General features: G+C 57.5%; 27 protein-coding genes. 9 read left to right on the top strand and 18 right to left on the bottom strand.

Translation table 11 applies throughout. The features are described from left to right. Positions 1-7 precede the first annotated feature (7 nt). The 6 genes from ACP15S_RS21020 (at position 8) to ACP15S_RS20995 (ending at position 5,416) form a co-directional block, all read left to right on the top strand. Positions 8-1,165 carry a pyridoxal-phosphate-dependent aminotransferase family protein gene (locus tag ACP15S_RS21020; RefSeq protein ID WP_425041615.1) on the top strand — a complete coding sequence of 386 codons (1,158 nt, stop codon included), beginning with the start codon at positions 8-10 and terminating at the stop codon, positions 1,163-1,165. A gap of 76 nt (positions 1,166-1,241) precedes the next feature. Further along, positions 1,242-2,219: a TRAP transporter substrate-binding protein gene (locus ACP15S_RS21015; RefSeq protein WP_425041614.1), complete on the top strand. Its 978-nt coding sequence runs from the start codon at positions 1,242-1,244 to the stop codon at positions 2,217-2,219. 112 nt (positions 2,220-2,331) lie between these two features. Continuing rightward, positions 2,332-2,898 carry a TRAP transporter small permease gene (locus ACP15S_RS21010; protein ID WP_425041613.1) on the top strand — a complete coding sequence of 189 codons (567 nt, stop codon included), beginning with the start codon at positions 2,332-2,334 and terminating at the stop codon, positions 2,896-2,898. Next, positions 2,898-4,178, top strand: a complete 1,281-nt coding sequence (locus ACP15S_RS21005) for a TRAP transporter large permease (RefSeq protein ID WP_425041612.1) — start codon at positions 2,898-2,900, stop codon at positions 4,176-4,178. Before ACP15S_RS21010 ends, ACP15S_RS21005 begins: the two co-directional genes overlap by 1 nt. Next, the gene (locus tag ACP15S_RS21000; protein ID WP_425041611.1) at positions 4,175-4,957 is read left to right on the top strand and encodes an enoyl-CoA hydratase/isomerase family protein; all 783 of its coding nucleotides are present in this window, start codon (positions 4,175-4,177) and stop codon (positions 4,955-4,957) included. Before ACP15S_RS21005 ends, ACP15S_RS21000 begins: the two co-directional genes overlap by 4 nt. A gap of 33 nt (positions 4,958-4,990) precedes the next feature. Beyond that, positions 4,991-5,416 (top strand): GlcG/HbpS family heme-binding protein, encoded by a 426-nt coding sequence (locus tag ACP15S_RS20995; protein ID WP_425041610.1) that lies wholly within the window; start codon positions 4,991-4,993, stop codon positions 5,414-5,416. Between the two features lie 41 nt (positions 5,417-5,457). On the opposite strand, the gene ACP15S_RS20990 is transcribed toward ACP15S_RS20995, so the two are convergent. The 15 genes from ACP15S_RS20990 to ACP15S_RS20920 all read right to left on the bottom strand — a co-directional run bounded on the left by ACP15S_RS20990 (position 5,458) and on the right by ACP15S_RS20920 (position 20,768). After that, positions 5,458-6,753 carry an NAD(P)/FAD-dependent oxidoreductase gene (locus tag ACP15S_RS20990; RefSeq protein WP_425041609.1) on the bottom strand — a complete coding sequence of 432 codons (1,296 nt, stop codon included), beginning with the start codon at positions 6,751-6,753 and terminating at the stop codon, positions 5,458-5,460. Between the two features lie 64 nt (positions 6,754-6,817). Further along, positions 6,818-8,095, bottom strand: coding sequence for an ABC transporter permease (locus ACP15S_RS20985; protein ID WP_425041608.1), 1,278 nt, complete (start codon positions 8,093-8,095; stop codon positions 6,818-6,820). After that, entirely contained in the window at positions 8,092-8,898 is an 807-nt protein-coding gene (locus ACP15S_RS20980; protein WP_425041607.1) for a taurine ABC transporter ATP-binding protein, read from the bottom strand. Before ACP15S_RS20980 ends, ACP15S_RS20985 begins: the two co-directional genes overlap by 4 nt. A gap of 104 nt (positions 8,899-9,002) precedes the next feature. After that, on the bottom strand, positions 9,003-10,010 hold the full coding sequence (locus ACP15S_RS20975) for an ABC transporter substrate-binding protein (protein ID WP_425041606.1): 1,008 nt from the start codon (positions 10,008-10,010) through the stop codon (positions 9,003-9,005). A gap of 410 nt (positions 10,011-10,420) precedes the next feature. Then, on the bottom strand, positions 10,421-10,828 hold the full coding sequence (locus ACP15S_RS20970) for a GlcG/HbpS family heme-binding protein (RefSeq protein WP_425041605.1): 408 nt from the start codon (positions 10,826-10,828) through the stop codon (positions 10,421-10,423). A gap of 29 nt (positions 10,829-10,857) precedes the next feature. Further along, positions 10,858-11,781, bottom strand: a complete 924-nt coding sequence (locus ACP15S_RS20965; RefSeq protein ID WP_425041604.1) for an SMP-30/gluconolactonase/LRE family protein — start codon at positions 11,779-11,781, stop codon at positions 10,858-10,860. Beyond that, positions 11,729-12,490 carry a cytochrome b561 domain-containing protein gene (locus ACP15S_RS20960; protein ID WP_425041603.1) on the bottom strand — a complete coding sequence of 254 codons (762 nt, stop codon included), beginning with the start codon at positions 12,488-12,490 and terminating at the stop codon, positions 11,729-11,731. Before ACP15S_RS20960 ends, ACP15S_RS20965 begins: the two co-directional genes overlap by 53 nt. Then, positions 12,490-13,425 carry a carbohydrate ABC transporter permease gene (locus tag ACP15S_RS20955; protein ID WP_425041602.1) on the bottom strand — a complete coding sequence of 312 codons (936 nt, stop codon included), beginning with the start codon at positions 13,423-13,425 and terminating at the stop codon, positions 12,490-12,492. The genes ACP15S_RS20960 and ACP15S_RS20955 overlap by 1 nt, the downstream gene beginning before the upstream one ends. After that, a complete protein-coding gene (locus tag ACP15S_RS20950; protein ID WP_425041601.1) occupies positions 13,425-14,336 on the bottom strand; it encodes a carbohydrate ABC transporter permease in 912 nt (303 codons plus the stop codon). The genes ACP15S_RS20955 and ACP15S_RS20950 overlap by 1 nt, the downstream gene beginning before the upstream one ends. 84 nt (positions 14,337-14,420) lie before the next feature. After that, the gene (locus tag ACP15S_RS20945) at positions 14,421-15,761 is read right to left on the bottom strand and encodes an extracellular solute-binding protein (protein WP_425041600.1); all 1,341 of its coding nucleotides are present in this window, start codon (positions 15,759-15,761) and stop codon (positions 14,421-14,423) included. A gap of 31 nt (positions 15,762-15,792) precedes the next feature. Then, positions 15,793-16,881, bottom strand: coding sequence for an ABC transporter ATP-binding protein (locus tag ACP15S_RS20940; protein ID WP_425041599.1), 1,089 nt, complete (start codon positions 16,879-16,881; stop codon positions 15,793-15,795). Positions 16,882-16,982: 101 nt separating this feature from the next. Continuing rightward, positions 16,983-18,014: a LacI family DNA-binding transcriptional regulator gene (locus tag ACP15S_RS20935; protein ID WP_425041598.1), complete on the bottom strand. Its 1,032-nt coding sequence runs from the start codon at positions 18,012-18,014 to the stop codon at positions 16,983-16,985. 40 nt (positions 18,015-18,054) lie between these two features. After that, complete coding sequence (locus tag ACP15S_RS20930; protein ID WP_425041626.1) at positions 18,055-19,044, bottom strand: LacI family DNA-binding transcriptional regulator; 990 nt, start codon at positions 19,042-19,044, stop codon at positions 18,055-18,057. A gap of 60 nt (positions 19,045-19,104) precedes the next feature. Further along, entirely contained in the window at positions 19,105-20,007 is a 903-nt protein-coding gene (locus tag ACP15S_RS20925; RefSeq protein ID WP_425041597.1) for an NAD(P)-dependent oxidoreductase, read from the bottom strand. Continuing rightward, positions 20,007-20,768, bottom strand: coding sequence for an SDR family oxidoreductase (locus tag ACP15S_RS20920; RefSeq protein ID WP_425041596.1), 762 nt, complete (start codon positions 20,766-20,768; stop codon positions 20,007-20,009). The genes ACP15S_RS20925 and ACP15S_RS20920 overlap by 1 nt, the downstream gene beginning before the upstream one ends. Positions 20,769-20,912: 144 nt before the next feature. On the opposite strand from ACP15S_RS20920, the gene ACP15S_RS20915 reads away from it, so the two are divergent. Further along, on the top strand, positions 20,913-21,941 hold the full coding sequence (locus ACP15S_RS20915) for an L-idonate 5-dehydrogenase (protein ID WP_425041595.1): 1,029 nt from the start codon (positions 20,913-20,915) through the stop codon (positions 21,939-21,941). Between the two features lie 4 nt (positions 21,942-21,945). On the opposite strand, the gene ACP15S_RS20910 is transcribed toward ACP15S_RS20915, so the two are convergent. The 3 genes from ACP15S_RS20910 to ACP15S_RS20900 form a co-directional block, all read right to left on the bottom strand. Further along, positions 21,946-23,703, bottom strand: coding sequence for a TRAP transporter permease (locus ACP15S_RS20910; protein WP_425041594.1), 1,758 nt, complete (start codon positions 23,701-23,703; stop codon positions 21,946-21,948). Positions 23,704-23,751: 48 nt separating this feature from the next. Then, positions 23,752-24,708, bottom strand: coding sequence for a TAXI family TRAP transporter solute-binding subunit (locus tag ACP15S_RS20905; protein WP_425041593.1), 957 nt, complete (start codon positions 24,706-24,708; stop codon positions 23,752-23,754). A gap of 135 nt (positions 24,709-24,843) precedes the next feature. Then, entirely contained in the window at positions 24,844-25,188 is a 345-nt protein-coding gene (locus tag ACP15S_RS20900; RefSeq protein ID WP_425041592.1) for a RidA family protein, read from the bottom strand. A gap of 203 nt (positions 25,189-25,391) precedes the next feature. Between ACP15S_RS20900 and ACP15S_RS20895 the strand changes: the two genes are divergently transcribed. Both ACP15S_RS20895 and ACP15S_RS20890 read left to right on the top strand, forming a co-directional pair. Next, complete coding sequence (locus ACP15S_RS20895; RefSeq protein WP_425041591.1) at positions 25,392-25,877, top strand: twin-arginine translocation pathway signal; 486 nt, start codon at positions 25,392-25,394, stop codon at positions 25,875-25,877. Between the two features lie 121 nt (positions 25,878-25,998). After that, positions 25,999-26,342 (top strand): ferric reductase-like transmembrane domain-containing protein (locus tag ACP15S_RS20890; RefSeq protein ID WP_425041590.1); only part of this gene is annotated, 344 nt, incomplete at its 3' end.

The following is a 26,342-nucleotide window of genomic DNA, read 5'->3' as shown; positions in this document are numbered from 1 at the left end:
CACCCAAATGAGAAAAGCTGGCCGACATTTTTTGCAGATCCCGGGACCGAGCGCCGTCCCAGACCGTATCCTCAGCGCTATTGGTCAGCAGACAATTGACCACCGCGGCCCCGATTTCGGCAAGGTCGGCAAGCGCGCGTTGGATGGGATGAAAACCATTTTCCGCACGGACGAGCATGTGTTCATCTATCCTTCGTCGGGTACCGGGGCGTGGGAAGCAGCGCTGGTCAATACCTTGTCGCCCGGTGATCGCGTCTTGATGTTCGAGACGGGTCACTTCGCAACGCTTTGGAAAAAGCTCGCGGAGAAGCTCGGTTTGAACGCTGAGTTCATCGAGGGCGATTGGCGCGGCGGCGCGGACCCCGAAAAAATCGAGGCCTATCTCGCAGAAGACAAAGGCCATGAGATCAAGGCGGTCTGTGTTGTCCATAATGAGACGTCAACGGGATCTGTCTCGCCCATTGCGGAGGTGCGCAAAGCGATCGACCGGGCGGGCCACCCGGCATTGTTCATGGTCGATACGATTTCTGGCTTGGCGTCATTGGACTATCGCCATGACGAATGGGGCGTCGACGTTACGGTGTCCGGCTCGCAGAAGGGGCTGATGTTGCCACCGGGCCTTTCGTTCAACGCGGTTAGCGCCAAGGCGCTTGCAGCCAATGAAAAGGCAACGCTGCAAAGATCATATTGGGATTGGGCTGAGATGCTGGGCCCCAACAAGACCGGATACTTTCCTTATACGCCGGCCACCAATCTGCTCTACGGCCTGAATGAAGCGGTTGATATGCTGCATGAAGAGGGCATGGACAATGTCTTTGCCCGTCACCAGCGCCACGGGGCCGCCGCACGCGCCGCCGTCAGGACATGGGGTCTCGACGTGTTGTGTGCGACGCAGGGGCAGGAGAGCGGTGTGCTGACGGCAGTCAAGATGCCCGAGGGCCATAGCGCCGACGCTTTCAGAGCAACCACGCTTGAGCATTATGACGTCTCGTTGGGCAATGGTTTGTCGAAAGTCGCGGACCGTGTGTTCCGTATCGGGCACCTTGGTGATTTCAATGATCTGATGCTGGTGGCCACACTTGCCGGGGTCGAGATGGGCCTGGAACAGGCAGGCGTGCCGCATCAAAAAGGGGGTGTTCAAACCGCCATGGCCTTGTTGAGCTAGTGCTCTGGCCTACTGTCTAAACTGCAAAAAGCAATAACAAAGACATTAAAAACGAAGTCTCTGGGAGGAGAAGACCATGAAAACAATCACGAAAATCTTGGCAACAACCACGGCGCTGACGATAGGGACAACCGCATTCGCAGCCGAAACCATGAAGTTCGGGCACGTCGGCGCGCCGGGTTCGCTCTTTGAGGCGTCTGTCGACAATTTCGCGGCCTGTGTGAATGGGGCCATGGGCGACAAGGTCGAAGTGCAAACGTTTGGCTCGTCACAGCTGGGCAAAGACAAAGAGCTGCTCCAGAAGCTGAAATTGGGCCAGGTCGATTTCTCTCTGCCGTCCTCGATCATGTCCTCGGTTGATGATGCGTTTGGCATCTTCGAGATGCCCTACATCATCGCAGACCGCGACCACATGCGTCGCGTGCAAGGCGCTATGATGGACAAGTTCCAGCAGGCGGCAAACGATAATGGCTATCACATTGTGGGACTTGCCGAGAACGGCTTCCGCAACATCACGAACAACGTGCGCCCGATCAATCAGCCAGAAGATCTGGCCGGTATCAAGCTGCGCACACCCAATGGTGTCTGGCGTCTGAAGATGTTCCAGGAATACGGCGCAAATCCCACGCCGATGGCGTTCTCGGACGTATTCACAGCGTTGCAGACAGGCGTGATCGATGGGCAGGAAAATCCTTACGCGCAAATTGCGTCAGCAAAATTTCAGGAAGTTCAGAAGTATCTGTCGGTCACAGGTCACGTCTACACTCCGGCGTATATCCTGATGTCCAAGAAGAAATACGACGGGCTGTCAGATGAGATCAAAGCCGGCTTCGCGGATTGCGCCATGAAAACACAGGATTTCACTTATGAGAAGGCGGCGGAGCTTGAAGCCAGCCTGCTCAAGGTGATCGAGGATGCGGGCGTTGCAGTTAACGATGCAGACAAGGCCGCCTTCGTTGAAGCCTCCAAGCCCATCTATAAGCAATTCGCCGATGAGGTTGAGGGGGGTCAGGACATGATCGACACCGTGTTGGGCCTCGCCAACGCCAGCTAAGGTGTGGCGGGCTGCGGCGACCTGTTTCGCCGCAGCTGCGTTCTCGAAAACTGAGACCTCCCGCGCTTGACATGTGCGGGAGATCACCTCCTCACTTCGCAGGTCCGTCGGCATGGAACATGAAGCCTACCCGAGGCTGTCGCAGATCAACCGTCTGTTCAGCAAGCTACTCGAATGGATCACGATCTCCCTTATGATCCTCCTCACACTGGTCGTGACCATGGCGGTCCTGGCGCGTCTGATGGGTCAAAGCTTTTCGTGGTATGATGAAGTGGCCGCAATCATGCTGGCCTGGATCACCTATTATGGCTCTGCGCTTGCAGCGCTGCATCGCAGGCATATCGGGTTCGATTCCGTTCTGCTGGCCATCCCCGACAAACTGCGCGTTGCGGCGGTTTTGTTTGGTGAAGCGGTCGTGCTCGTCTTCTTTTTCCTGATGGCACGCGCGGGTCTTCAGGTGTTGGACGTTCTGGCCGGTGACACGCTTATCTCGCTGACATGGGTGCCGATCCAGTTCACGCAATCTGTCATCCCGATTGGTGCTGTTCTTTTCATGATTTGCCAAATGCTGAGCCTGCCCGCTTACCTGAAATTGACAGCGGCGGGTATCTCCCTCGAGCACGCTGAAATCGAGGAAGAGGTCGAAACCGAGCTCGAAAAGAACAAGGATCGCGTCTAATGTTGATGGCTGCCATTTTCGCTTCGATGCTGTTCATGATTTGCATCAATATCCCCATTGCTGTGGCTCTGGCGATGTGCGGTGTTCTGGGGCTTTTGTTCACGGAAGGCGCCGATAGCCTCGTGACCATTGCGCTCGATATGTACGACGGGTCCACGAAATTCTCGCTCATTGCCATTCCGATGTTTGTCCTCGCGGGGGCCATCATGAACGCGGGCGGTATTACAGATCGTCTGATCAACTTCGTCAGCGCGATCATTGGCTTCATTCGCGGCGGTTTGGCGATGGTCAATATTGGTGTCTCCCTGTTTTTTGCAGAGATCTCGGGCTCGGCAGTTGCGGATGTTGCGGCCATGGGCTCGATCCTCATTCCGCAAATGAAAAAGCGCGGATATTCCAAAGAGTTTTCGGCGGCCGTGACGTCCTCATCCGCATCACTGGCGATCATCATTCCGCCATCAATCCCGATGATCCTTTACGCTGCGTCGGCGAATACGTCGGTCGAGCAGCTCTTCGTGGCGGGGATCGTCCCGGGTTTGCTGGGGGCAGGGGGCCTCATGCTCGTGGCCTACCTGTTTGCCAAACGCTACAATCTGCCGACCGAGGCAGCCTTTGATTTCGCGCGGCTAAGATCGACTTTCATTGATGCCCTGCCGGCTTTCTCGCTGCCTGTCATCATTCTGGGCGGTATCTTTGGCGGGTATGTCACGGCGACGGAAGCGGCGGGCCTTGCGGTGTTGGCGTCACTGCTCGTGTCCGCATGGTACGGAAATCTTGATCTCGCGCATCTGCGTCGTGCGATGCTTGATGGCGGTATTCAGACGGCGGTCGTCATGTTGCTCGTCGCGGCTTCTGTTTTGATGGGCGGGTTTCTGACCCGCGCCCAGATCCCGCAGCAACTGGCCGAGGGGATCCTGTCCATCACGTCGCAACAATGGATGATCCTGCTGATCCTCAATTTCTTCTTCCTGATCGTTGGGTTCTTTCTGCATTCTGCCGCAGCGATCATCCTCGTGATCCCGATTGTCATTCCTTTGATAACGGCTGCAGGCATTGATCCGGTGCACTTTGGCCTTGTGGTGACGTTGAACCTCGCGATTGGTCAACAGACACCACCGGTGGCCTCGGTTTTGATAACCGCCTGTTCCGTGGCCAGGGCAAACATCTGGGAAGTGTCGAAGGTTAATGTCTATTTCGTGGGCGTGTTGCTGACGGTCCTGATGATCTGCACTTATGTGCCGTCCGTGCCTATGTTCCTCGTAGAGTACTTTTATCGATGAACAATGTTTCTGAAATCAACGAAGTCCTGGAGGAAGGGATCCTCTGGGTCACGTTTCACAGGCCACAGGCGCGCAACGCTCTGACTTTCGCGATGTACAATCGGTTGGCTGAGCTGTGTAAAACCGTTCCATTGGATGGCAGCGTGCGGGCAATGGTGATCTCCGGGGCAGGGGGTAAGGCCTTTGCCGCGGGAACAGACATGACACAGTTTCGCGCCTTCGAAACGGAACAGGATGCGCTGGATTACGAGGCGCAGATTGATCAGGTTCTCGAAGCAGTCGAGCGCTGCCCTGTGCCAACAATTGCTGCGCTCAATGGCGCCTGCACAGGGGGCGGTGCTTCCATTGCGGCGGCCTGTGACATCCGTATCGCCTCGTCCAGCCTGAAGTTTGGCTTCCCCATCGCGCGCACGCTGGGCAATTGCCTTGCGGCTGCAAACCTGGCGCGACTGACCGAGCTTCTCGGTGCGGGGCGCGTGCGCGAAGTCATTTTCACGGCGCGTCTGATAGAGGCTGAAGAAGCGCTTCGCGTCGGATTGGTGAGCGAAGTCCTCACCGATGACGCGGCGCTATTGGAGCGTGCGAAAGATCTTGCAGCGCATGTCGGAGCAATGGCGCCTTTGACGCTTCGCGCCACCAAGGAAGCCATGCGCCGCAATCGCGCTGCTATCAATGTCGATGATGCCGATATCATCACGTCTTGCTACATGAGCGAGGATTTCCGGATTGGTATGGAAGCCTTCCTGAGCAAGAGCAAACCCAAGTGGACTGGCCGCTAATCCATTTCCAAAGAGAACCTGAGGACAACCTTTATGACACTGACCCTGAGCCAAGCTCAAACCATCATCGACGATTGTATCCTGTTGCGCCAGGAGCGTGGGCTGAAGCCGCTGACCGTGGCAGTATTGGATGCGGGTGGTTTTCTCGTGGCGCTGGCACGCGAAGATGGCACCAGCACATTGCGCCCTGAAATCGCCCAAGGCAAAGCGCGCGGCGCCGTTTCGTTAGGGCTCGGATCGCGGGCGTTGTTTGAGCGTGCGAAGGTTGAGCCGTTTTTCATTCAGGCCATGAATGGTCTATCCAACGGTTCCCTTGTGCCGGTTGCGGGCGGGGTATTGATCAAACAGGATGGTGTCATCATCGGTGCGGTTGGCGTGACAGGGGATACATCTGACAATGATGAGGCCTGTGCCATTGCCGCTATTGAGAAATCCGGCTTCACAGCAGACGGTGGATAAAAGCCCGTAATCAGGGTTATGTAAATTGACCCTGAGACACCTTATGGGCGGCTCACCAAACTGTCGAACTTGTCTTTGAGCGTCATTGCAGGCGCGGCCAGTGGAATGAGGCGGCGCGTCAGCCCATGCATCGGGATCGGTTGGATCGGCTGTACAGGAAACGGCAGCTCGCTAACGGGCGTGCCCAAAAGCTTCTTGGAGAGCGTTCGTCCCATAACGGACGTCATAGCGATGCCGCGCCCGCTGAACCCGAGCCCGGCCAGCACACCCGGTGCAGGTTCGTGCAGATGGGGCATCATCTCCGGGGTAACCGCAATGCGGCCGGCCCATTTCCGAACGATTCTGATAGACGCGATCTGCGGAAAGACGGTTTGAAGGCCCGCGCGGAGGCGATTGAATCCGAGCGGGTCCACATGATCGGTGCTCCCGACGCATCCGAACACAAGGCGATTGTCCCGATCATAGCGCGCATAATAGATAGCGAGGCGGGAATCCGAGATCGTGACCGAGCCCGGCAATACGCTGCGTTGCTGATCCTCAGATAGAGGTTCGGTTACGATGGAAATGCTGACCAGCGGGTGAAATGTCTGTTTGAGGCCGGGCCAAACGTCTGTTGTATAGGCATTTGTGGTCAACACGACGTTTTCGGCTGTAACTCGTCCTCGAGGGGTTTGAGCCTGCCATTTTCCGTCTTTGCGCTCAAGAGTCGTGACAGGCGTATCTCGGAAGAACAACGCACCGCGCGCCATGGCGGCTTCTGCGTATCCCCTTGTCAGGGAAAGAGGATGAACATGGCCACCTGCTGCATGGCGGAGCGCCCACTGATAGGCAGGTGAACCGCTGGCCGCTTCAACAGCATTGCCTGTGAGTTCCTGAATGTCCGCCCCGGCTTCGGCCCAGGCCTCACCTAGGCGGCGCATATTTCGCACGGCCTTGCGTGTGTGGGCCGCCTGGACCCACCCGGCCTGGACCGCATCGCATTGAATGTCGAAGGTCCGAATATCTGCGAAAAGATCATCGGCCGCGCGCAGAGTGGTTTGGACAAGGGTCTCGCCGTGCGTTTGACCGAGCAGTTCCTTGAGCTCCTGCGGGGTCTTGCGCCAGATCGGATTGCATTGACCACCGCTGCGGCCCGATGCCCCAAATCCGATGTCCTGGCTGTCGACCACCGCCACTGAGACCCCTTTGTCTGCGAGCCCGAGTGCCGTTCGGCACCCTGTCAGGCCCGCGCCGACGATGAGCACATCAACGTCCAGTGCATCTGTGAGGGGGTCAATCGCGGGTGCAGGCTCAGCTGTGACACGCCAGTGAATTTCATCTGTCAGAAGTTGGGTCATGCGTCGTCATCCAGGAAGTGATAAGGCCCCCGAAGGGGCCTTGATCCGTGTCTCGTGCGAAGCGTCACGCCTTGCCTTTCCATGGAACAAGCAGGCGCTCTGCATATCGCATGAGCATATCAATTCCGAACCCGATGATGCCAATCAGCAAGATGCCGAGGATCACGATGTCTGTGTTCTGGAAGCGGGACGCAACCATGATCATCATACCTGCCCCCTGCTCTGCCGCCACAAGCTCCGCCGCGACAACGGTGCCCCAGCACACGCCCATGGCGACCCGCGCGCCCGTAAATATTTCAGGCAGCGAGTTCGGCACGATGACATGTCGCATGATTTGCGCCTTGCTGGCCCCAAGGGAGTAGGCGGCGTGCACTTTGGAGATGTTCACACCGGACACACCGGACCGCGCCGCAATCGCCATAATCCAGAGCGCAGCGAGGAACAGAAGGATGATTTTACCCGTCTCGCCAATGCCGAACCAGATGATGACGAGCGGGATCAGCGCAAGCGGTGGCACCGGGCGCATGAACTCGACGATTGGGTCAAACCATCCGCGGAACCAGTTGCTCAGACCCATGGCATAGCCAAGCGGGATCCCGACCAAGGCTCCAAAGAAGAAGCCGGCGATCACGCGGAACAGCGAATATCCCAGGTGTTGCAGAAGGGTAAAGTTTCGAAAGCCTTCCTGCACGACCTGCACTGTACGGCTCCAGACCTGCTCCGGTGGCGGCAGGTAGAGCGGCTCCATTTGCCAGCCGCGATAGGGGGCAACGTTGGGCGTGCCCTTGTCGGAAAGGGTCACAGTGGCATTGTCGATGGCAACGGTCTCGCCAGGCGCGATGGCTTGACCATTGATCGCCACAACACGCGCGCCATCGCCCTTGGTGATGTCATCGTTTCGGTCCACGCGGACCAGACCTGTCCGCCACATCGCAATCGCTGCGCTGTCGTTCTTTGCAAAGCCGTCGCCGGCTTCAACCTCAGGCGCATCGGGAGATTCTTCACGCGGGTGCACCAGAACGGTGACCGTCCCGTCGTCGCGCGATCCGTCTTCCGCCTCGGCCGTGTAGTTGAATTCGAGCGTGCCGACGAAGGGCGCGGGCGCATGCAGGAATTTGGGAAGAAGTGCGGAGCCGGTGAACATGCCCCAGATCAGAAACAGTGTCAGGATCGAGATAATCCCGGCCCAGCGATTGGGGCGCACAGCGCTTTCGTCGCCGAAGGTCACTGTCTTCAAGGATGTGTAGTCTTTGACGGTCGCTTTCGCGATGACTTTGGTGACGATGAAATACGCAGCGACAAAAACGCCGACGTAGATTGCGAGAACGAAAAGACCGGTCATTGTGCGTTCTCCGTACGTCCCATGATTTCTTCTTCCATGTCCCAGATCATCGCGAGAATCTCATCGCGTTTGGGCCCAAAATCCGGGTGTTTCTTAACCTCACGCAAATCTGCGCCAACGCCAAGCTCAGCAAACGGCAGCCGGTATTCCTTGTGAATCCGACCAGGCCGGGGTGCCATGACGAGAAGCCGTTCGCCTAAAAGCAGGGCTTCTTCAACGGAGTGCGTGATCAAGATGATCGTTTTGCCTGTCTCTTTCCAAAGCTTGAGAACGAGGCTTTGCATCTTTTCGCGCGTCAGCGCGTCAAGCGCGCCGAGGGGCTCGTCCATCAAAATCACGTCGGGATCGTTGGCAAGGCATCGCGCAAGCGCCACGCGCTGCTGCATGCCGCCGGATAGTTCGTAAACCGCTTTTTCCTTGAATTCCTGCAGGCCGACAACGTCAAGCAAGTGATCGACGATCTCAGCCTTCTCGCCCTTCGGCATGCCTTTCATCGAAGGCCCAAAGCCTACGTTATCCCGCACGGACATCCATTCGAACAAAGCGCCTTTTTGAAATACCATGCCGCGTTCGGCATCGGGCCCGGTGATCTCGTGGCCATTCATTTCCAGCTTGCCACTGGTCTGGGCCAGAAAGCCCGCCACAATATTGAGAAGGGTCGTCTTCCCGCAGCCAGAGGGCCCGAGAACAGACATCAGCTCTCCCTCTTTCAGATCGAGAGAGACGTCCTGAAGCGCTTGTACTGCCCCGCCGTTGGGAAGCTCAAAACGCATCGACAAATTCTGTATGGATAGGCCAGACACCGTATGTTCCCCGCTTTGTTTGGAAGTTTTTCGTGGCTATTCTTGCCACGTTTTTGAGTGAACCCGGCAAGTGTGATGCCGGGTTCGGGAGCTAAAGCGCTAAATTACATGCTGCTCATGGCTTTGGCTGCTTCCAGCGGGCCGGTGTTGATCGCACCTTCATAGCTGTCCAGCGCGCTGTCGATGGAGCCTGCACCCACGAAGACGTCTGCAACGCCTTTCATGAAAGGAGCAGCCGCGCCGCCGAACCACTTGTCGGAAAGCTGTTCTTCGATGGAGGGGAACTTCATCGTTGAGATGGCGCTCTTCGCAGCGTCCATGTCCATACCAGATTGCTCAGCAATAACTGCGAGCATCTCGTCTGTTGGGTTGGTGTTCCATTCGGCGTTGGCGTCAGCTGTCACTTTCAGGAACTTGGCAACGATATCGCCGTTTTCTGCAATGAAGTCAGCAGGTGCGGATGTCACGTCAAACACGAGGATACCAAGGTCTTCTTTCTCGGCCCCTGTCAGCAGAACGTCGCCATATTCCTTCATGGACGCCAGACCACCACCGTAACCACAGGCAAAATCAACAGCCTTTTGACCCAGCGCATTCGCGCCTTCGGGCGGAGGCATGTCAACGATGGACAGGCTATCGAGGGATACGCCGAAGTGATCCATCTGACGCAGGAAGCCGTAGTGAGCGGCGGTTCCGAGAGGCACGGCCACTTTTTTGCCTGCCAGCTCGCCGGCCGACATCTTGTCGATTTCCAGGTCGGCGTGCACGACACAATTGTCGTTGTCCGAATAGCTTACAGCCACGTCAACAACCTGAATGTCTTGACCGCCGGATGCAGCAACCACGAAAGGCGGCACACCTTGGCTCAGTGCGATCTGTACGTCGCCGGATGCCATTGCCGCGGACATGGCTGTCCCGGTTTCAAAAGAGACCCAGTTGACCTTCATGCCGAGCGCTTCGTCATATGCGCCGGACGCTTTTGCAGCCATCATCGGCATTGGCCACTCGAGGAAATAGGCAACTGTGATTTCGCCGTGACCTTCTGCAAAGGCCGCCGAAGCGGACAGTGCGGTCATCGCGCCGGCAATTAAGCCTAGTGTTTTATTTTTCATGTTTTTCTCCCTGAACTGCCTATTTTTGTACGGGCATCAGGCAGTTTCTTTTTTTGAAACCCGTATTTCATAACACGGAACCACGGCCTGAACCGCACTCCCGTCAAACGAACCTTACCCACAAGTGAGAAGCATGCGCAATATTTGTGCAGGCGCTCACCCTGTTGGAACTCAATGCTTTGAGTGGCGCCAACATTCAGCAAGCAAATTTTCTCAATTGAACAGAAGTTTTTTGATTTACCCTAGGCTGGCCATATCGAATGCGCCCAACTGGCTTTATCCGGACAGCGAACTGGCCTCAAAGCGACGAAGACTTTGGCGATTGCCTCTCCGGGTGCTGCCAATTTGAACGCGTTGGGTCTTGGCTGTTGCGGAGCGGGATGTTTCTCCGTCGGGCCAGGTTGGCGCTATTAGTGTGCAAGCGCATTGAGCGCCGCTTGGGCGACCTCTTTGTCCTGTTCGGGACTTCCAGAGCCGACGCCTATGCCCCCAACGATGTGACCCTTGTGCAAAATAGGCAGGCCTCCTCCCAGCCCGGTCACGTCCCCGGCGGTGGCAGCTGCGATCTTCAAATGAACATTCTCCGGGATCGCGTCACTTGGCGTCCGGATGGACGCAGCGGTACGCGCTTTGGCAAGGGCACTTTTCAGGCTGAGGAATTTTGCCCCGGTCATTCGGATTTGCCCCAACAAGGCGCCGCTTGCATCCACAATCACAATGCATTGTGGCTGTCCGGATGTCTCCGCCTGCGCGATAGCAGCCGTCAGCATGGCCATGACGGCGCCGTGGGTCAGTTTCGGTTCTTCGATGAAATGCATGGCTTGCACCGGCGTGAGGAGGAAAAGGACTAGACGGGTGAGATCCCGTTCACATTGAGGAAAACCGAATAGAGCGATGTCGTGCCACAGATGAACAGCCGGTTGAGCTTGGGCCCGCCGAAACAGACATTGGCGACCATCTCGGGGATATGGACTTTTCCAATCAGTTTTCCGTCGGCATTCAGGCAATGCACACCATCGGCTGCCGAGCTCCAGATCCGGCCATCGCGGTCCACGCGAAACCCGTCAAACAAACCCTCCGTGCATGTTGCAAAGACGGGCCCGTCATCGAGCGTCCCGTCTGAAGAGACCTTGTGGCATCGGATATGTTTTGGGCCGTCTGGATCATGGGTGATCCCGGTGTCTGCGATGTAGAGCAGGCTTTCATCAGGTGAAAAGGCCAGCCCATTGGGTTTGACGTAGCTGTCAGCGGCTATTCTGATCTGCCCGTCGGGTGACACGCAGTAGACATGGCATGCGCCAATCTCACTTTCGGCGCGCGCGCCTTCATAATCCATCAAAATGCCGTAGGACGGGTCTGTGAACCAAATCGAGCCGTCGGACTTCACAACAACGTCGTTGGGGGAGTTCAGGCGCTTGCCTTCGAAATTATCGGCAATGATCGTAATGGAGCCATCATGCTCTGTTCGTGTGACCCGTCGCCCCAAATGCTCACAGGAGACGAGCCGTCCCTCGCGGTCAATCGTGTGGCCGTTTGTATTGCTGGAGGGCTCCCGAAACACGGAGACGGATCCGTCTGTCTCGTCGAAACGCAAAATGCGGTTGTTGGGGATATCCGACCACAGGAGATACCGGCCCGCGGCAAACCAAACCGGACCTTCAGACCAGCGCGCGCCCGTCCACAAACGCTCGACGCGTACATGGCCGATGAAGCAGCTTTCAAACTCCGGGTCGAGAACTTCGAACCCTGTTCCCTCGATCTCTCCGAACATCCGTGTCTCCTTCATTGAACCGGCGGGCGCCCCAGCCGGGTCCCTTGCTTGCGTTGCCCGGGTGGGCCGGGTCTGGCCCCCAAATGGCCTGATACGTGTCGATGGCCATGCCCCGGCGCTGCAAGACAACAGACAGACCGATCAACACGATCCACCATACACTGAGCGCCAACCACATCCAGTTGGGCGCATTGGCTTTCCACAAACCCAGCAAGATAGTGATGACCGAAAGGAACAAGACCGCATAGCCAATGGATTTGTGCATCGTCTCAAACATCCGGCGCCACGGCGTCATGTCATAGTGGTCGCCCCGTGGCGAACCGGTCTTTTCCTCGTCCGATGGCCCGCCTTTGCTGCCCCGGAAAATGCCGAGCAAGACTTGCATGAGCAGCGCGGCCAAAACGGCAAAGCCAAGCCAATTGTGCAGTGTCATTGCGTTGAAATCCGTTGGCAGGACCAGTAGCAGCCCACCAATTGACAAAACGATGACGGCGCTTTGGCCCATCCAATGGCTGCGCCACCAGGCCTGATTGTCGAGTTCTCGCGGCCAATCCTGACCCGGCATGACCTTGAAGAAACGCGCAGCAATGACAGCCAGCGGCGCCAAAACGGCCCAAGCCAGAACCATCAATCGCGCGTGCCACGAAATCGCAAAGCCAACGTCGTGAGCGCGCGTTGCATCAATGGGGGAGAGGAGCCACTCCAACATCAGCCTTTGACCGCACCTGCCGTCATTCCGGTGATGATCTGCCGCGAGGCAAACAACGTGAATATAATGGGCGGTATGGCCAAGAGCATGCCCGTGGCCATGATAACCCCCCATTCCACGTTGAACTCCGACATGTTGTTCACAATCAGGATTGGGACAGTCCGCGTATCACGGTCCGAAAGAGCTGAGGCGAGCAGGTATTCGTTCCATGCGATGCGGAAGGTAAAGATCGCAGCAGCAGCGAGTCCGGGCTTGATCAGCGGCAGAACGACTTTGAAAAAGACCTGAAATGGCCCCGCGCCATCGACCCGCGCGGCCTCCTCGAGGGACCGGGGCACCTGAACAATAAAGCTTTGCAAGATCCAAATCACAAAGGGGAGGTTCATGGCGACGTAGATCAATATGATCCCGGAATGCGTCCCCGCGAGGCAGACGTCTCCACGGCCCCCCATCGTCTCGCGGATAAACCCGCCCACAAGGCCATCTCGATCCAGGCAGAATTCATTGTTCCAAAGACCAAAGACGGGCACGAGCAGGACCGCCGGCGGCACCATGCGCACCATCAGTGTCGAGAGAGAGACTGTATCTCGGCCCATGAACCTGAACCGCACCAGCGCATAGGCGGCCATGCAGCCAATCACGAGCGTCAGCGCTGTGGAGATCAATGCGATGATCAGGGAGTTGATAAAGGCCCCGCCGAATTTGAGTGAGCAGAAGTCGATGTGATCGGGCTCGTACCACAAGACGTCGCAAAGCGCTTTCTCATAGTTCTGGATCGTGGGTAGGAAGAAGAGACCGGAGGTACCCGAAATGATGTCTACGTCAAGCTTGAACGAATTCGCGAACATCAACAGCACAGGGCCGATGGACATGAATACGAGGACGCAAATCAGGGCGTAAAACGCGGGGTTCTGGCGCGAATGCGGCTGGGACATTATTCGTCATCCTCCACGGCGGCCCGCACTTTGGCGGCGCGCATTTCTTGCAAGCGATTGAAAGCGAACATGGCGACAGTGAGAAGCAGCAGGAGCATCAGCAGATAGTTGGACATGGCTGCGGCCACACCAAGTTCACGGAATTCCGTGGCCGTGCGGGAAATGCGCAGCGCCAGGATCTCGGTCGACAGGCCCGGGCCCCCTTCTGTCATCACAAGGATGACTTCGAGCACCTTGAATGCGTCGATCAGGCGCAAAAGCGCCGTCACAATCAAAACCGGCATCATCAACGGAAGCTTGATATGCCAGATCTGCTGCCATCCCGTGGCGCCATCGATGCGGGCGGCTTCCAGCGCCGAGCGTGGCAAGGATTGGAGAGCGGCGAGCGAAAGAATGAAGATAAAGGGTGTCCACTGCCAGATATCCGCGATGATGATGGACATCAGCGCGTGTTGGCCAAGCCAATCAACAGACCCAATCCCGATGCTCTCCAGAAACCTATTAAAGGTCCCCAAAGTCGGGTGGTACATATACCGCCACATGAGACCCACCACGACCGGTGCGATCATCATGGGCAAGATGAAAAGGGTACGCAGGAGCGACATGCCACGGATATTGCGATCCAGAAGCAGCGCCAGCCCGACACCTATGAGCATCTCAAGTGTGACGACGAAAAAAGCGAATTTCAGAGTAACTGTCAGGCTCTCGTGGAAGTTGGGATCATTCCACAGCGTGATGTAGTTTTTCAGGCCAACGAATTCAGCTTCGCCGATGGTCTGGCTGGGGCTCCAGTCTCTGAAGCTGCCCCAGATCATGTAGCCCAGCGGATAGAGCAGCGCGATTGCCATGATGACTGCTGCAGGCGCCAGAAACATGTAGGGGGTAAGCCGGTTGGCCACAGCTGGTCGCATCACGCGTGTCTTTCACAAAGCGAGGGTTACGGGAGCGTCGATCCGGGCGCGCGCATAACCACGCGCCCGGGTCATCATCTCAGGTTACTGCCAGGTGTAGTACCCGGCCTCTTCCATGACAGCGCGTGTGCGGTCAGCAACACCATCAAGCGCTTCCTGAATGTCGAGACCTTCTGTCAGCACCTTGGACATTGTTGTCCCGATGTCGGCATTGATCTTGCCCCATGGCGGGATGATCGGGCGCCAGTCAGGATCAGCATATTGCAGGGCCTCACCAAAGGTTGCCGAGAAGGGGAACTTCTCGTTCAGACCGGCATCCTGATAGGTTGAGAAGCGCGACGGGTTGCCGCCCTCCATCGCGACCATCAGATCGCCTTTCTTGGATGTCAGCCATTGCATCAGAAGGAAGGCGGCTTCCTTGTTTTCCGCGTTCTTGGGAATGGCGATCCCAAAGCCACCTGTCTGCGATCCACGGCGCACACCCATCGGGTGCATGGCATAGCCAACTTTGCCAACAACCTTCGAGCGCTCGGGGTTCTCAAAACCCGGCATGAAGGCAATGGAATCGAGGAACATGGCTGCATCGCCATTGGCAAACGCATTGGCGGCTTCGGAGGGTCCGAAACTCATTGCGCCTTCCGGGCCACAATCCACGATGGTCTTAAGCGCATTGGCCGCTTCAACACCGGCGGCATTGTTGATGATCGGGTTCCATTGATCGTCAAACACACGGCCGCCCAGCGGGGCCAGATGCAACAGGAACGCATGGCTGGCCTGGTGGCCGGATGCAGCGCGGGAGGCCATGCCGCCCATGCCGGGCTCAACTTCGGGGATCTTGCAGGCCGCATCGAGCAGCTGATCGTAGGTTTCGGGCTCGGCAATGCCGTGTTTCTCGAAAATGTCCTTGCGGTAGGCGAGAACGGATGTTTCCGAGCCAAAGGGGATACCAAAGAGCGATCCTGTGGGTCCCGGCAAGTATCCCTTGGTGCCGCCTGCGACGCCGATGTTTTGCACATACCCGTCGATCAGATCGTCTGCATCATAATTCGGGTCAGCCAGTTTTGGGTTCATGAAGTACTTTGCAAGGTTCTCTAGCTGATCCGCAAAGACGTAGTCTGCCTTTGAGAAAACCACGTAGGAGATCAGGTCGTACTCACCCTCATCCTGCGCCAACTCCAGCGTCTGGCGTTCCCGCATCTTCAGATACGGCAGCTGATCAACTTCAACTTCGATGCCGGTTTCCTTGGTAAACTCGGGCAGCACCTTCATCACCGCATTGTAATGGGGATGTGCCGGGAAGTTTACGATCAGCGTTGTACCAGAATAGGGCGCATAGGGGCCCCCATGCCCATCGGCCAGCGCGGTGCTGGCCATGAGCGCCAAGGCTCCTAAGCCAAGCGCTGTTGATCTTACTTGTTTGAACATCTCTTCCTCCCTTTGATGTTTTATCTGGCCGCTAGAGAGCGACCTCGCTTTGTCGGTCAAACAGGTGCACCCCGTTTGAATTCACCGCAAATGTGAGTGATTGCCCGAGCGCCACTGGTGTTTCGGAATTCAGTTCGACCATGACTTTGGCCGGCCCGCATTCACACAAGAGCACCGATTGCGCGCCGATGTATTCAGAGACCATGACATCGAGCTTGAGCGCCTGATCAGGGGCAACATCCGGATCATACGTCAGATCAGACGGACGGATGCCCAAGGTGACGGTGCGTGAGCCATGGGCTTTCGCACGCGCGGCGCGATCTCCCTGCAAGCGGAGGGAAAAGCCATCTCCGGTGACAAAAACCTCCCCGCCCTTCTCCTCGATGTCCCCATCAAGAAAGTTCATCGGCGGCATGCCAAGAAAACCCGCCACAAACTTGTTCACCGGGTTCTTGAAGAGCTCCTTGGGCGAGCCTTGTTGTTGGATATATCCGCCATGCATGACAACGATCCGGTCTGCCAGCGTCATGGCTTCAATCTGATCGTGGGTCACATAGATCATGTTTTTCTGGACCCGCTGGCTCATCAAGGCAAGCTCCGCGCGCATCTGTCCGCGCAATTTCGCGTCTAAGTTGGACAAAGGCTCATCGAAGAGAAACATACCGCTGTCTTTGGCAAGCGCCCGCGCCATCGCCACACGCTGCCGCTGTCCGCCGGACAAAGCACCCGGCTTGCGATCCAGAAACTCCGTGAGCCCGACCATGTCGGCCACCTCACGCACTTTCTTGTTGATCTCCGTCTTGGGGCGCTTGGCGAGGCGCAATGCAAAGGAAATATTCTGCGCGACGTTCATATGCGGGTACAGCGCGTAATCCTGAAACACCATCGCAAGGTCGCGGTCTTTTGGCTCGAGATGGCTGACCGGTTTGCCGTCAACGAAAATCTCGCCTTCGCTGACATCTTCAAGCCCGGCGATCATGCGCAAGGTCGTTGATTTGCCGCAGCCGGATGGGCCTACCAGAACTGTGAATTCATTGTCGGCCATCTCGAGATTGATGCCGTGCAGCACTTCGACATTGCCATAGCGCTTAATCAAATTGTCCAGCTGAATAGTTGGCATACTGACCCTGCGTGTTTATTGTTACCGGTCACATTAACAAGTGTGACCGGTAACACAAGAAAAAATACGCAATCTAAGTAACTGATATTAAATCATTACGCTTATTTTGTGCTGTCTCGGAAGGTTAAATCAACCTGAACTGGAATGAGAGCGCGACTCGTTTCTGCCTCCGAAGACAACAACGCTCCAATGAGTTTTCCAGCTTCCCGGCCGATGGTTGCGGGATCAACCGAAACGGTCGAAATAGTGGGCGTTGAAAAGCGCGAGACTTCGAAGTTTCCGAAACCCGCTACTCCGATATCCTCGGGCACAGCCCGCCCCATATCCCGCAAAGCTGAGAGGACGCCAAAGGCCGGAGCATCAGACACACAGAAGATGCAATCCGTGTCTGGAAAGCTCTCGAGCAACCGCGCAGCAGCGCTGGCGCCCTCTTCAATCGACAGAGGCGGCTTTCCGATTTTCAAGACCCTATGGGTCTCCAAACCGGCTTCTTTCATTGCTGACAGATAACCCCTGCGTCGCGCTGCGCCGCGCGTCCAGGCGTCGTCTGCCTCGCCGAGGAAAGCGATATTGCGATAGCCTTTCGCGATCAGCGCGCGTGTCATATCTGCCGCGGCCTGGGTGTTCGAAAAACCAATTGTGTGCCCGATCGGGACCTCGGGCCGCTCCCACAGTTCAATGACGGGGATCTGCGCTTTGCTCAAAAGCGCTGTTGTGCGCTCTGTATGGCCGTCATAGGACAGTACAATGGCTTCCGGCCGCCGCTTGAGCATGTCTTCGACAAGTTGTTCTTCGCGGGCCAGAGAATAATCCGTGTGCCCCAGCAGTATCTGGCGCCCGGATAGTTCCAGCTCTTCGGTGAGTGATTGAACTGTCTCGGCGAAATGCAGGTTGTTCAGGGACGGCACAAGCACGGCAACAAACCCCGAGCGTTTGGTGCTCAAACTGCCCGCCATCTGATCCGGAACATAGTCCATATCGCGCACGACCTTGAGAATGCGCGCGCGCGTCTCTTCTGAAATGGGGCTGTCTTTTTTCAATGCGCGGCTGACTGTCATCCGCGAGACGCCCGCCGCACGCGCGACATCCCGCATCGTGACCGGACCATTGGATGAAGGTTGTTTTTGCGCCATTCGCTTAGGGTGTGCCCGGTCACATGTCGCGTCAAGCGGTTTATCCCGCCAGTGGTTTGACCATCTGACGCGGTGGCATTTGCGTTGTCTCGCCTTGGATCAGAGTACAGCCGACATCTCTGCGGAGTGGTCGGTCAATCCGCCCTTCGAAGATATCCCGCAGCAAGGCGGCGACATCATGCCCGATTTGATCGGCCTGAACGTCCACAGTCGTGATGCGCGGATTGGACACTTGCGCCACCTCGAAATGACCAAACCCGGTGATGGCCAAATCGTCTGGTATCCTGAGCCCCATGCGTAGGGCAGCACTCAGACAGCCGAACGCGACAGGATCGGACACGCACACCAGCGCATCGTATTGCGCGATGGTGCGCCCGCAGTTCTCGAACGCCGAAAACCCGTGCCGCATGGAAATGGGCGCCGGACCGGCATCGATGAAGCCAACCTCAGGCAACCCCAGCGCCCGGGCGGCTTGGATGACCCCGTCCCGTCGCTCAGCGCCACGCATATCCGCACCCAAGGACGCTCCGACGAAAGCAATTTTTTGACGACTGCTGTTGGCAAGATGCTCGACAATCAGCCGCATCGCATCTGCATTCGAAAACCCGACGACATGACCAAGAGGGTCAGCTGGTAAATCCCACATTTCCACAATGGGAATGCCTGCAGCTGCAATCATATCCCGTGTTGCGCCCGTATGATGGCCACCCGTCAAAACCAGCGCTTCGGGTTTGCGCGCCAGCAGTTGGCGCACCAACTGCTCTTCCTTTTCGACCCTGTAATGCGTGCTGCCCAGCAGCAATTGAACGCCGTCTTGCTCCAGTTCATAGCTGAGCGCGCGAAAGGTCTCTGCGAAGTTTGCATTGTTCACGGATGGCAGTGTCACGGCCACAAACCCGCTCTTCTGGGTTCGAAACGCCTGCGCGGTTGTATCGTAGACATAGCCCATATGCCGCGCTGTGGAGTGAATGCGCATACGGGTATTTTTGTTGACCGAAGGATCATTGCGCAAAGCGCGCGACACGGTCATGGGCGAGACGCCAACGGCGCGTGCAACATCCCGCATTGTGACCCTCGATCCCATCGACGCCTAGCTTTCCCTAGCTTGAGCGGCGTGGTCAGAGTTGGCGCCGCTGAAAAACTCCATCACAGCCGCCTGATCTTCACCGCCCAAACCAGCCGCCGTCAGCATTCGGTGTATCTCTGCGCATAGCGCCGTCATGGGCATCGACGTCCCCGTTTGCCGCGCCAGATCATTCACCGCGTTCAGGTCTTTGACCATGTTGTCGATGCGGCCGGTGCGGCGGTAGTCCTTCGTGGCAAACCTTGGCAGGTACTCCTGCAACAAAGCGCTGTCTGCGCGCCCGCCTTTCAAAGCCTGCGGGATTTTTGCGGCGTCCACGCCCGCATCAAGAGCCAATTGGGTGGCCTCAGCGACGGCCAGAAAGCCCAGCCCGCACAGAACCTGATTGATCAGCTTCGTCGTTTGGCCAGCGCCAGACGGGCCCATATGCGTGTAATTGGAGGCGACATGGCGCAGCACCAGATGTGCGCGTTCGACATCTTCTGCGGTGCCGCCCGCCATCAGGGTCAATTCACCCGTCAAGGCTTTGGGCGCCCCACCAGACAAGGGGCTATCAACCCAGGCAAGGCCCTGCTCAGCTGCTCGCGCGGCGAAGGAGCGTGTCGCGCCCGGATCGATCGACGACATGTCTATGATGATCGTTCCCTGCGCGGCCCCTTCGGCAATCCCGGCAGGCCCGAATGCCGCCTGTTCGACAATATGCGATGCGTTGAGACTGGTAATGACAAAATCAGCCGTCCCAGCCGCCTCTGCTGCGGTCGCGGCGGCAACCGCTCCTTTCGCGACAAGGGCGCTGACCTTCGTCGCATCGAGGTCAAAGACACTGAGCACGTTGCCTGTTTCCAGAAGGCGCGCGCCAATCGCCCCGCCCATGGCGCCAGCACCAATCAAAGCGATACGTTCACCCATCACAGCGACGCCGTGATGCCGCCATCCACGTAAAGCGTATGGCCGTTGACGAAGCTCGACGCTGCGGAGGACAAAAATATGCAAGCGCCCACCAGCTCCTCGACATTCCCCCAGCGCCCTGCGGGAGTGCGTTTTTCGAGCCATGCGGAAAACTCGGGATCGGCCACCAGCGCCGCATTGAGAGGCGTGTCGAAATAGCCGGGCGCAATGGCGTTGCATTGCAAGCCATGTTTGGCCCAATCCGTTGCCATGCCTTTGGTGAGATTGCCGACCGCGCCTTTCGTCGCTGTATAGGGCGCGATACCGGGACGGGCGAGAGCGGTTTGAACGGATGCGATATTGATGATTTTGCCGGCGCCACGCGCAATCATGTGCCGCGCGACGGCTTGGCCCACGTGAAAAACGCTGGCGACATTGGTTTGCAACAACTTCTCAAAAGCGTCCGCCGGAAAGTTCTCGAGTTCCGTCCGATGCTGCATGCCTGCATTGTTGACGAGGATGCTGATGGGGCCAGTCTCTGCTTCGTACGCATCCACGGTCGAACGGACCTGCGCGTGATCAGTGGCATCAAAGCAAAGGGTGTCTACGCGAGCCCCTTCATCACGCAGCGTCTGCGCGGCAGCTTCGAGCTTTGCAGCATCTCGCCCATTCAGAACGAGGTGCGCTCCTGCGTTCGCCAAACCTCGGGCCAGCGCAAATCCGATCCCCTGCGAAGAGCCCGTCACAAGGGCAGTTTGCCCGGCCAAGGAGAATAATTGCATCGGAACGTCCTTTTCGTGATTGTCGCGAAAGCGCTTGTCAACAAGTTATGTTACCGATAACAATTAACGTCAACGAGAATTTCTTCGAGCGTTCCCCGAGCGTCTGCGGACGCACTCCAATTGGTATCAATCCCACGAGGCCCCATGAAATCCATCGTCGTCCATGCCGCCAAAGACCTGCGGATTGAAACGCATGAGACGCCCGTTCAAGGCACCGGGCAGGTTCTCGTCAAAATGGCTGCCGGAGGCATTTGCGGGTCTGATCTGCATTACTACAACCACGGTGGCTTTGGAGCGATCCGCCTGCGTGAGCCCATGACACTGGGCCATGAAGTTGCAGGCTACATTGAAGCCTTGGGAGATAACGTCGAAGGTCTGACAACGGGCGAGCTGGTTGCCGTTTCACCCTCACGGCCATGCGGCGCGTGCGCGTATTGCCAAAAAGGCGCACACAACCATTGCCTGAATATGCGGTTCTATGGCTCGGCCATGCCCTTCCCCCACATTCAGGGCGCATTCAGCGAATACGTCGTGGCCGATGTCGCGCAATGCGCTCCTGCGTCAGGGCTCAGTGTCGGCGAGGCCGCCATGGCAGAACCGCTCTCCGTTGTCTTGCACGCGGCACGGCACGCGGGGGATCTCTTTGGAAAGAGGGTCCTCGTGACAGGGTGCGGTCCCATCGGATTGCTCGCAGTGCTGGTGGCGCGTCAGGCCGGAGCGCTGGACATTATCGCGACCGATATCGCTGATTTCACCCTCGGCAAGGCACGTGACGCGGGTGCGGACCGCACGATAAATGTCGCCGATGAACCAAATGGACTGGACCAGTATGCCGCTGTCAAAGGGATCTTTGACGTGCTTTTTGAGTGCAGCGGCGTCGCACACGCGCTTGCCAGCGCAGTCCCCGCGTTGCGCCCACAAGCCACCATTGTTCAGTTGGGGCTAGGAGGCGACATGACCTTGCCCATGCAGGCGATGACGGCGAAGGAAATCCAGCTCAAAGGCTCGTTCAGATTTCACGAAGAGTTTTTTACAGCCGTTGAGATGATGCGCAAAGGTCGTTTGGATGTGACGCCACTGATCACGCACAAGATGCCCATGCAGGATGCTGTCAAAGCATTTGAGCTCGCCTCTGATCGGACGCAGGCCGTCAAAGTCAACCTGACGTTCTAGCAACTCACCAGATCAGTGCGGCGAAGCATAAAGCCAATCCGCCCAGGACAGAGATTGCGCGCAGGGCGATGCCGTCCTGCCGGATCAAACCTCGCGACACGCCCGATAGTCCAAGCGCTACGATGGCAAAGGCCAGCAATGCCGACACCGGTGCGTCGCCCAGAGCGATGAGCGACGGGTTGGCAATCATGGCAAGCGGAATGACGTAGAGGCCCACACCCAATGCCATGGCCGTCACTGCCACCTGCAACCAGTTTGTCTGGACCATACCGGCTGCAATAAAAACAGCGCCACAGACAGGCGGCGTAATGGTCGAGAGCAAGGCAAACCAGAAGACGAAGAGATGCGCCTGCAATGGCTCGAGGCCAAGCGATATCAAAGCAGGACCTGCCACTGAGACACAGATCACGTAGGCCGCAGTCGTGGGCACCTCCATGCCGAGGAGCAAGCACGCCAACGCCGTTAACAAGAGAGCGGGCCAAAGCGCGCCCCCTGAGCCTGACAAGATAACCGACGTGATTTTGACGCCTAGGCCTGTGATGCCCAGAACACCGATGATGATGGAGGCACAGATGATGATCGATCCGATCATGGCAACCTGTTTGCCGCCATTGAGCATTGCATCTGCAAAACGCGTCAGGCCTTGCCGCGGATTTGGCCGCAAAGAGATGTCTACAAACAGCAAACACAGACCAACAAATATCGCCAGTGCGGCGGAGTATTGCGGCGTGTAGCCAAAACCGAACATGCCGGTCAAAAGCGTCAGGAACGGCACCATGAAAAAGCCCGACGTTATCAAAACCTGCAATCGTGAAGGGCGATCCGCTTCGGGAATTGGTTGCAGGTCGAAACGTTTGGCGAAGGCATTGAGTCCTTGCCAGACAGTCAGGAAATAAAGAATTGCGGGCAACAAGGCCGCGAGCATGATCTCCGAGTAGGGCACGCCCGTGAGCTCGACCATGACAAAGGCCCCTGCCCCCATCAAGGGAGGCATGATTTGCCCACCCGATGACGCGACGGCTTCTGTCGCGGCGGCCAATCGCTTGGGATAACCCAAGCGCGTCATGGCTGGTAACGTCACGGCGCCAGTGGAGGCCACATTGGCGGAGGCCGAGCCCGAGATCGATCCAAACATGGCCGATGACAAAACCGAGACTTTTGCCGCCCCGCCTTTCAAGCGACCGGCGGCAGCGGCTGCGACGTTCATGAACCCCTGCCCTGCCTCGCCCGCATTCAGCACAGCGCCAAACATAACGAAAACCGCGACGACACCCACGGACACGCCCGTCAGGCTGCCCCACAAGCCCCCTTCCGCCACGATCAGCGTCCCGAGGAAGCTGCGCAATGGCGTGCCCGCATGACCGAACTCGCCGGGGATATGCTGGCCAAACAACCCGTACAACAGCGCCGCCAGCGCAACGAGGGGTAGCGGCCATCCGATGGACCGCCGCGCGCCCTCCATGGCCACAGCCAGCAAGGCAAAAGCGAGCCAGACCTGAAACTCACTTTCCAGAAAGCCATATTGATTGCGCAGCATCTGGTGATTGGTCGAGATCCAAAAACACCCAGCCACGCCAATGAGCGTGAAGACCAGACCGCTGGTCAAAGCCCATCGCCCTTGTACGCCAAACAAGAACACCCAGGGCAGGACGAAGGCCATATGCAGCGGACGGGCGACGAGATTGGGCACGAGACCGTAGAAAATCAGACCCAGATGAAAGATTGCGCTGAGCAGCCCCAACGCAATCCAAAATCTCATCATCACAGGGAGCGCGGCAGTTTGCGACACCGCGTGTGACCCGGAATAAGCCTACATATGCGCATCAGACAATGGCGCACCAATCTCTTTGTAGTAGCGGATTGCACCGGGATGAATGCTCGAGGTGATGTTGGACAGCATGTCAACGGAAACACCCTCCCACCATTTCGCCTCGCCCGACATTTCAGCCTTCGTTTCCCAGTAGGTTTTGGTCAGCTGATAGGCGGTCTCTTCATCCATTTTCGTCGTGGTGAACGCGACAACCGGCAAAGAAGTCGTGGTGATCTCACTGTCCTGGCCCGCGTAGGTTCCTGCCGGGATCACCAGCTTGGTCCGCTTGGTTTGGGTCACCTGTTCCGGGCTGAGCGACAGAACAGTTACGCCTGTAGATGCAGCTGCCTCGATGACATTTGGCGCGGGATAAGAACCGGCCGTCACGAACCCGTCGATCTGACCGTTCTTGAGCGCGCTCACAGCATTCGAAAGCTCAACATCCGCGATCGTGACCTTGTCTTTCAAGCCAAACATCTCGATGTATTTCGCGCCTTCCCGGGCGCCAAACGATCCGCTGCCCAGAAGGATCGTCTTGCCTTCCATATCCGCAAAACTCTCGACACCGCTGTCGGCGGACATCACAAAATGCATGGTCAGCGACGGGATCGGGAATAGAGCGCGGATGTCATCAAATGCAGGATCGCCCTTGCCTTCGAACATCGCGCGGCCGCCTTGCGCCAGACCGATCAGCGCGGGCGGTGTTGTAAAGACGTAGTCGCCACCGCGCGCACGTACTTCCATGACGTTCTGCACAGAGCCCTGGCTTTCTTCCACTGTGACAGAAATGGCGCCGTCTGTTCCGGCTTTCATCGCCTCAGAAATTTGCACGGCCATCTGATAGTAAGACGAACCCGCCTTCGCGGATTTATAGGTCACCCGTGTTTCTGCCGAGGCGGCGGAGCCCAGAAGAGCCGTTGCAGCCAGCGCTACGGTCATGGATTTCAAGAATTTCATGGTTTCCTCCCAGAATATCATTGTTGCGCGCAACCTTGGAGCGCGTCTGTTCAAGACGCAATAGCACCGGGCAAGATTAGGTATTCGACCAGCTCAGAGGTCGATGTACTGCGAGGTTTTGAGCGGCGAAAACCTTCAGGCTTTCTCAGCTGCTGTGACAATGATCTCGACCTTCAGGACGTCACGCGCGAGCTTTGCTTCGCCACAGGCCCGGGCCGGTGCATGACCCTCTGGCACCCAAGCATCCCACACCGCATTCATCTCCGCAAAATCGGCCATGTCCGCGAGCCAGATCACCGCTTGCAATATATGCTCGCGGTCCGAGCCTGCCTCTTGCAGCAACGCGTCGACCCGTGAAAGGCAATCTTGGGTTTGTTCGGTGACGGTCTCACCAGAACCCACCTGACCACACAGATAGACCGTTCCGTTGTGTTTGACGATTTTGCTCATCCGAGCACTGGTTTGCATACGTTCAATCATAAGCACTCGTTAGCAGATGCGCCCGTGAGAGCACCACAGACTTTTTGACCGGCAGAGCGCAGCATGATTTGCATGCACTCAAGCACTTGTCAGTGACAGACGCGCAAGAAGGCGCCGTCGCGCATTTGAGAAGGCGCCTCAGAACGCCTACATTGCATCTCAGACATCACGACGATTGAGCACGCCAGCAAGGAGACATATCGATGCCGTCCTTCCCATCTGACCGCCGCACCTTTCTGCAAAGGGGCGCAGCAGGCCTCATCACAGCCGCCGGCGCTGGCCTGCCGGTCCACGCGGCAGGCGTTGCACCAACACCCACGATGCGCGGTGGAGCCAACAATTATCGGCCCGGCGCTCCCATCGTCGACAAGATTGGCAATGGAGGCTTCTGGATGACAGGCACGGTGCGGCGGGCCGGGGATGGTGCGCCTTTGGCAGGACAACGCATCCAGATCTGGGCTCACACAACAGAAGGCCACGAACGCGACGCGCGCAGCCACGGCGCCACATTGACCGACGCAAATGGTGTGTTCCGTTTGGAAATGCCGCAGATTGTGCCCGCTTTTGGTCAGGCACATGGGCATCTTGCCTATGACAGCGGCGACTTTGAAACTGTCTTTCTGCGGCCTCTCATGTCGAGCCCCAACGACACGCGCCTTGAGGCGCATTTCGTCTTGAAGCCCCTGTGATGGGCGGAGCGGTCCGATACGTGCGGGTCTGATCTGGATTGGCATCGCTGCTGCGCTGGTCTGGCCGATCCTCGCCGCAGCCCAGAGCCCCTATCTCGCATGGCGTGAGCCCATCTATATCTTGGCTGGCTTCGCGGGCATTCTGGGGATGGCCTTGCTGCCGCTCCAGCCGCTTTTGGCCTATGCCATTCCGCAGCGCCCTGCCCGGCAAAACGCGCGCCGCCTGCACCGCGCCATCGGTGTGCTGTTGCTTCTCAGCGTGTTGCTACATGTCATTGGCCTTTGGATCACCAGCCCCCCTGACGTCATTGACGCTTTGCTGTTTCGCTCACCAACGCCTTTTTCTATCTGGGGTGTTCTCGCCATGTGGGCCCTTTTCGGGGCGGGACTACTTGCGCTTCTGAGGCGACATATCCGTTGGAGACGCTGGCGGATCATGCATCTGAGCGCAACGGGAATTCTGTG

Origin of the sequence: Primorskyibacter sp. S187A (assembly GCF_049800955.1) — a bacterium.
Taxonomy (GTDB): Bacteria; Pseudomonadota; Alphaproteobacteria; order Rhodobacterales; family Rhodobacteraceae; genus JAKVBH01.
The sequence above is the reverse complement of the archived record's forward strand: the minus strand, read 5'-3'. Positions and strand labels throughout refer to the sequence as shown.

Bases quoted from the DNA above. Each gene is read 5' to 3' on its own strand.
- ACP15S_RS21020 (WP_425041615.1), top strand. From the start codon at position 8: ATGAGAAAAGCTGGCCGACATTTTTTGCAGATCCCGGGACCGAGCGCC.
- ACP15S_RS21015 (WP_425041614.1), top strand. From the start codon at position 1,242: ATGAAAACAATCACGAAAATCTTGGCAACAACCACGGCGCTGACGATA.
- ACP15S_RS21010 (WP_425041613.1), top strand. From the start codon at position 2,332: ATGGAACATGAAGCCTACCCGAGGCTGTCGCAGATCAACCGTCTGTTC.
- ACP15S_RS21005 (WP_425041612.1), top strand. From the start codon at position 2,898: ATGTTGATGGCTGCCATTTTCGCTTCGATGCTGTTCATGATTTGCATC.
- ACP15S_RS21000 (WP_425041611.1), top strand. From the start codon at position 4,175: ATGAACAATGTTTCTGAAATCAACGAAGTCCTGGAGGAAGGGATCCTC.
- ACP15S_RS20995 (WP_425041610.1), top strand. From the start codon at position 4,991: ATGACACTGACCCTGAGCCAAGCTCAAACCATCATCGACGATTGTATC.
- ACP15S_RS20990 (WP_425041609.1), bottom strand. From the start codon at position 6,753: ATGACCCAACTTCTGACAGATGAAATTCACTGGCGTGTCACAGCTGAG.
- ACP15S_RS20985 (WP_425041608.1), bottom strand. From the start codon at position 8,095: ATGACCGGTCTTTTCGTTCTCGCAATCTACGTCGGCGTTTTTGTCGCT.
- ACP15S_RS20975 (WP_425041606.1), bottom strand. From the start codon at position 10,010: ATGAAAAATAAAACACTAGGCTTAATTGCCGGCGCGATGACCGCACTG.
- ACP15S_RS20970 (WP_425041605.1), bottom strand. From the start codon at position 10,828: ATGCATTTCATCGAAGAACCGAAACTGACCCACGGCGCCGTCATGGCC.
- ACP15S_RS20965 (WP_425041604.1), bottom strand. From the start codon at position 11,781: ATGTTCGGAGAGATCGAGGGAACAGGGTTCGAAGTTCTCGACCCGGAG.
- ACP15S_RS20960 (WP_425041603.1), bottom strand. From the start codon at position 12,490: ATGTTGGAGTGGCTCCTCTCCCCCATTGATGCAACGCGCGCTCACGAC.
- ACP15S_RS20955 (WP_425041602.1), bottom strand. From the start codon at position 13,425: ATGTCCCAGCCGCATTCGCGCCAGAACCCCGCGTTTTACGCCCTGATT.
- ACP15S_RS20950 (WP_425041601.1), bottom strand. From the start codon at position 14,336: ATGCGACCAGCTGTGGCCAACCGGCTTACCCCCTACATGTTTCTGGCG.
- ACP15S_RS20945 (WP_425041600.1), bottom strand. From the start codon at position 15,761: ATGTTCAAACAAGTAAGATCAACAGCGCTTGGCTTAGGAGCCTTGGCG.
- ACP15S_RS20940 (WP_425041599.1), bottom strand. From the start codon at position 16,881: ATGCCAACTATTCAGCTGGACAATTTGATTAAGCGCTATGGCAATGTC.
- ACP15S_RS20935 (WP_425041598.1), bottom strand. From the start codon at position 18,014: ATGGCGCAAAAACAACCTTCATCCAATGGTCCGGTCACGATGCGGGAT.
- ACP15S_RS20930 (WP_425041626.1), bottom strand. From the start codon at position 19,044: ATGACCGTGTCGCGCGCTTTGCGCAATGATCCTTCGGTCAACAAAAAT.
- ACP15S_RS20925 (WP_425041597.1), bottom strand. From the start codon at position 20,007: ATGGGTGAACGTATCGCTTTGATTGGTGCTGGCGCCATGGGCGGGGCG.
- ACP15S_RS20920 (WP_425041596.1), bottom strand. From the start codon at position 20,768: ATGCAATTATTCTCCTTGGCCGGGCAAACTGCCCTTGTGACGGGCTCT.
- ACP15S_RS20915 (WP_425041595.1), top strand. From the start codon at position 20,913: ATGAAATCCATCGTCGTCCATGCCGCCAAAGACCTGCGGATTGAAACG.
- ACP15S_RS20910 (WP_425041594.1), bottom strand. From the start codon at position 23,703: ATGATGAGATTTTGGATTGCGTTGGGGCTGCTCAGCGCAATCTTTCAT.
- ACP15S_RS20905 (WP_425041593.1), bottom strand. From the start codon at position 24,708: ATGAAATTCTTGAAATCCATGACCGTAGCGCTGGCTGCAACGGCTCTT.
- ACP15S_RS20900 (WP_425041592.1), bottom strand. From the start codon at position 25,188: ATGATTGAACGTATGCAAACCAGTGCTCGGATGAGCAAAATCGTCAAA.
- ACP15S_RS20895 (WP_425041591.1), top strand. From the start codon at position 25,392: ATGCCGTCCTTCCCATCTGACCGCCGCACCTTTCTGCAAAGGGGCGCA.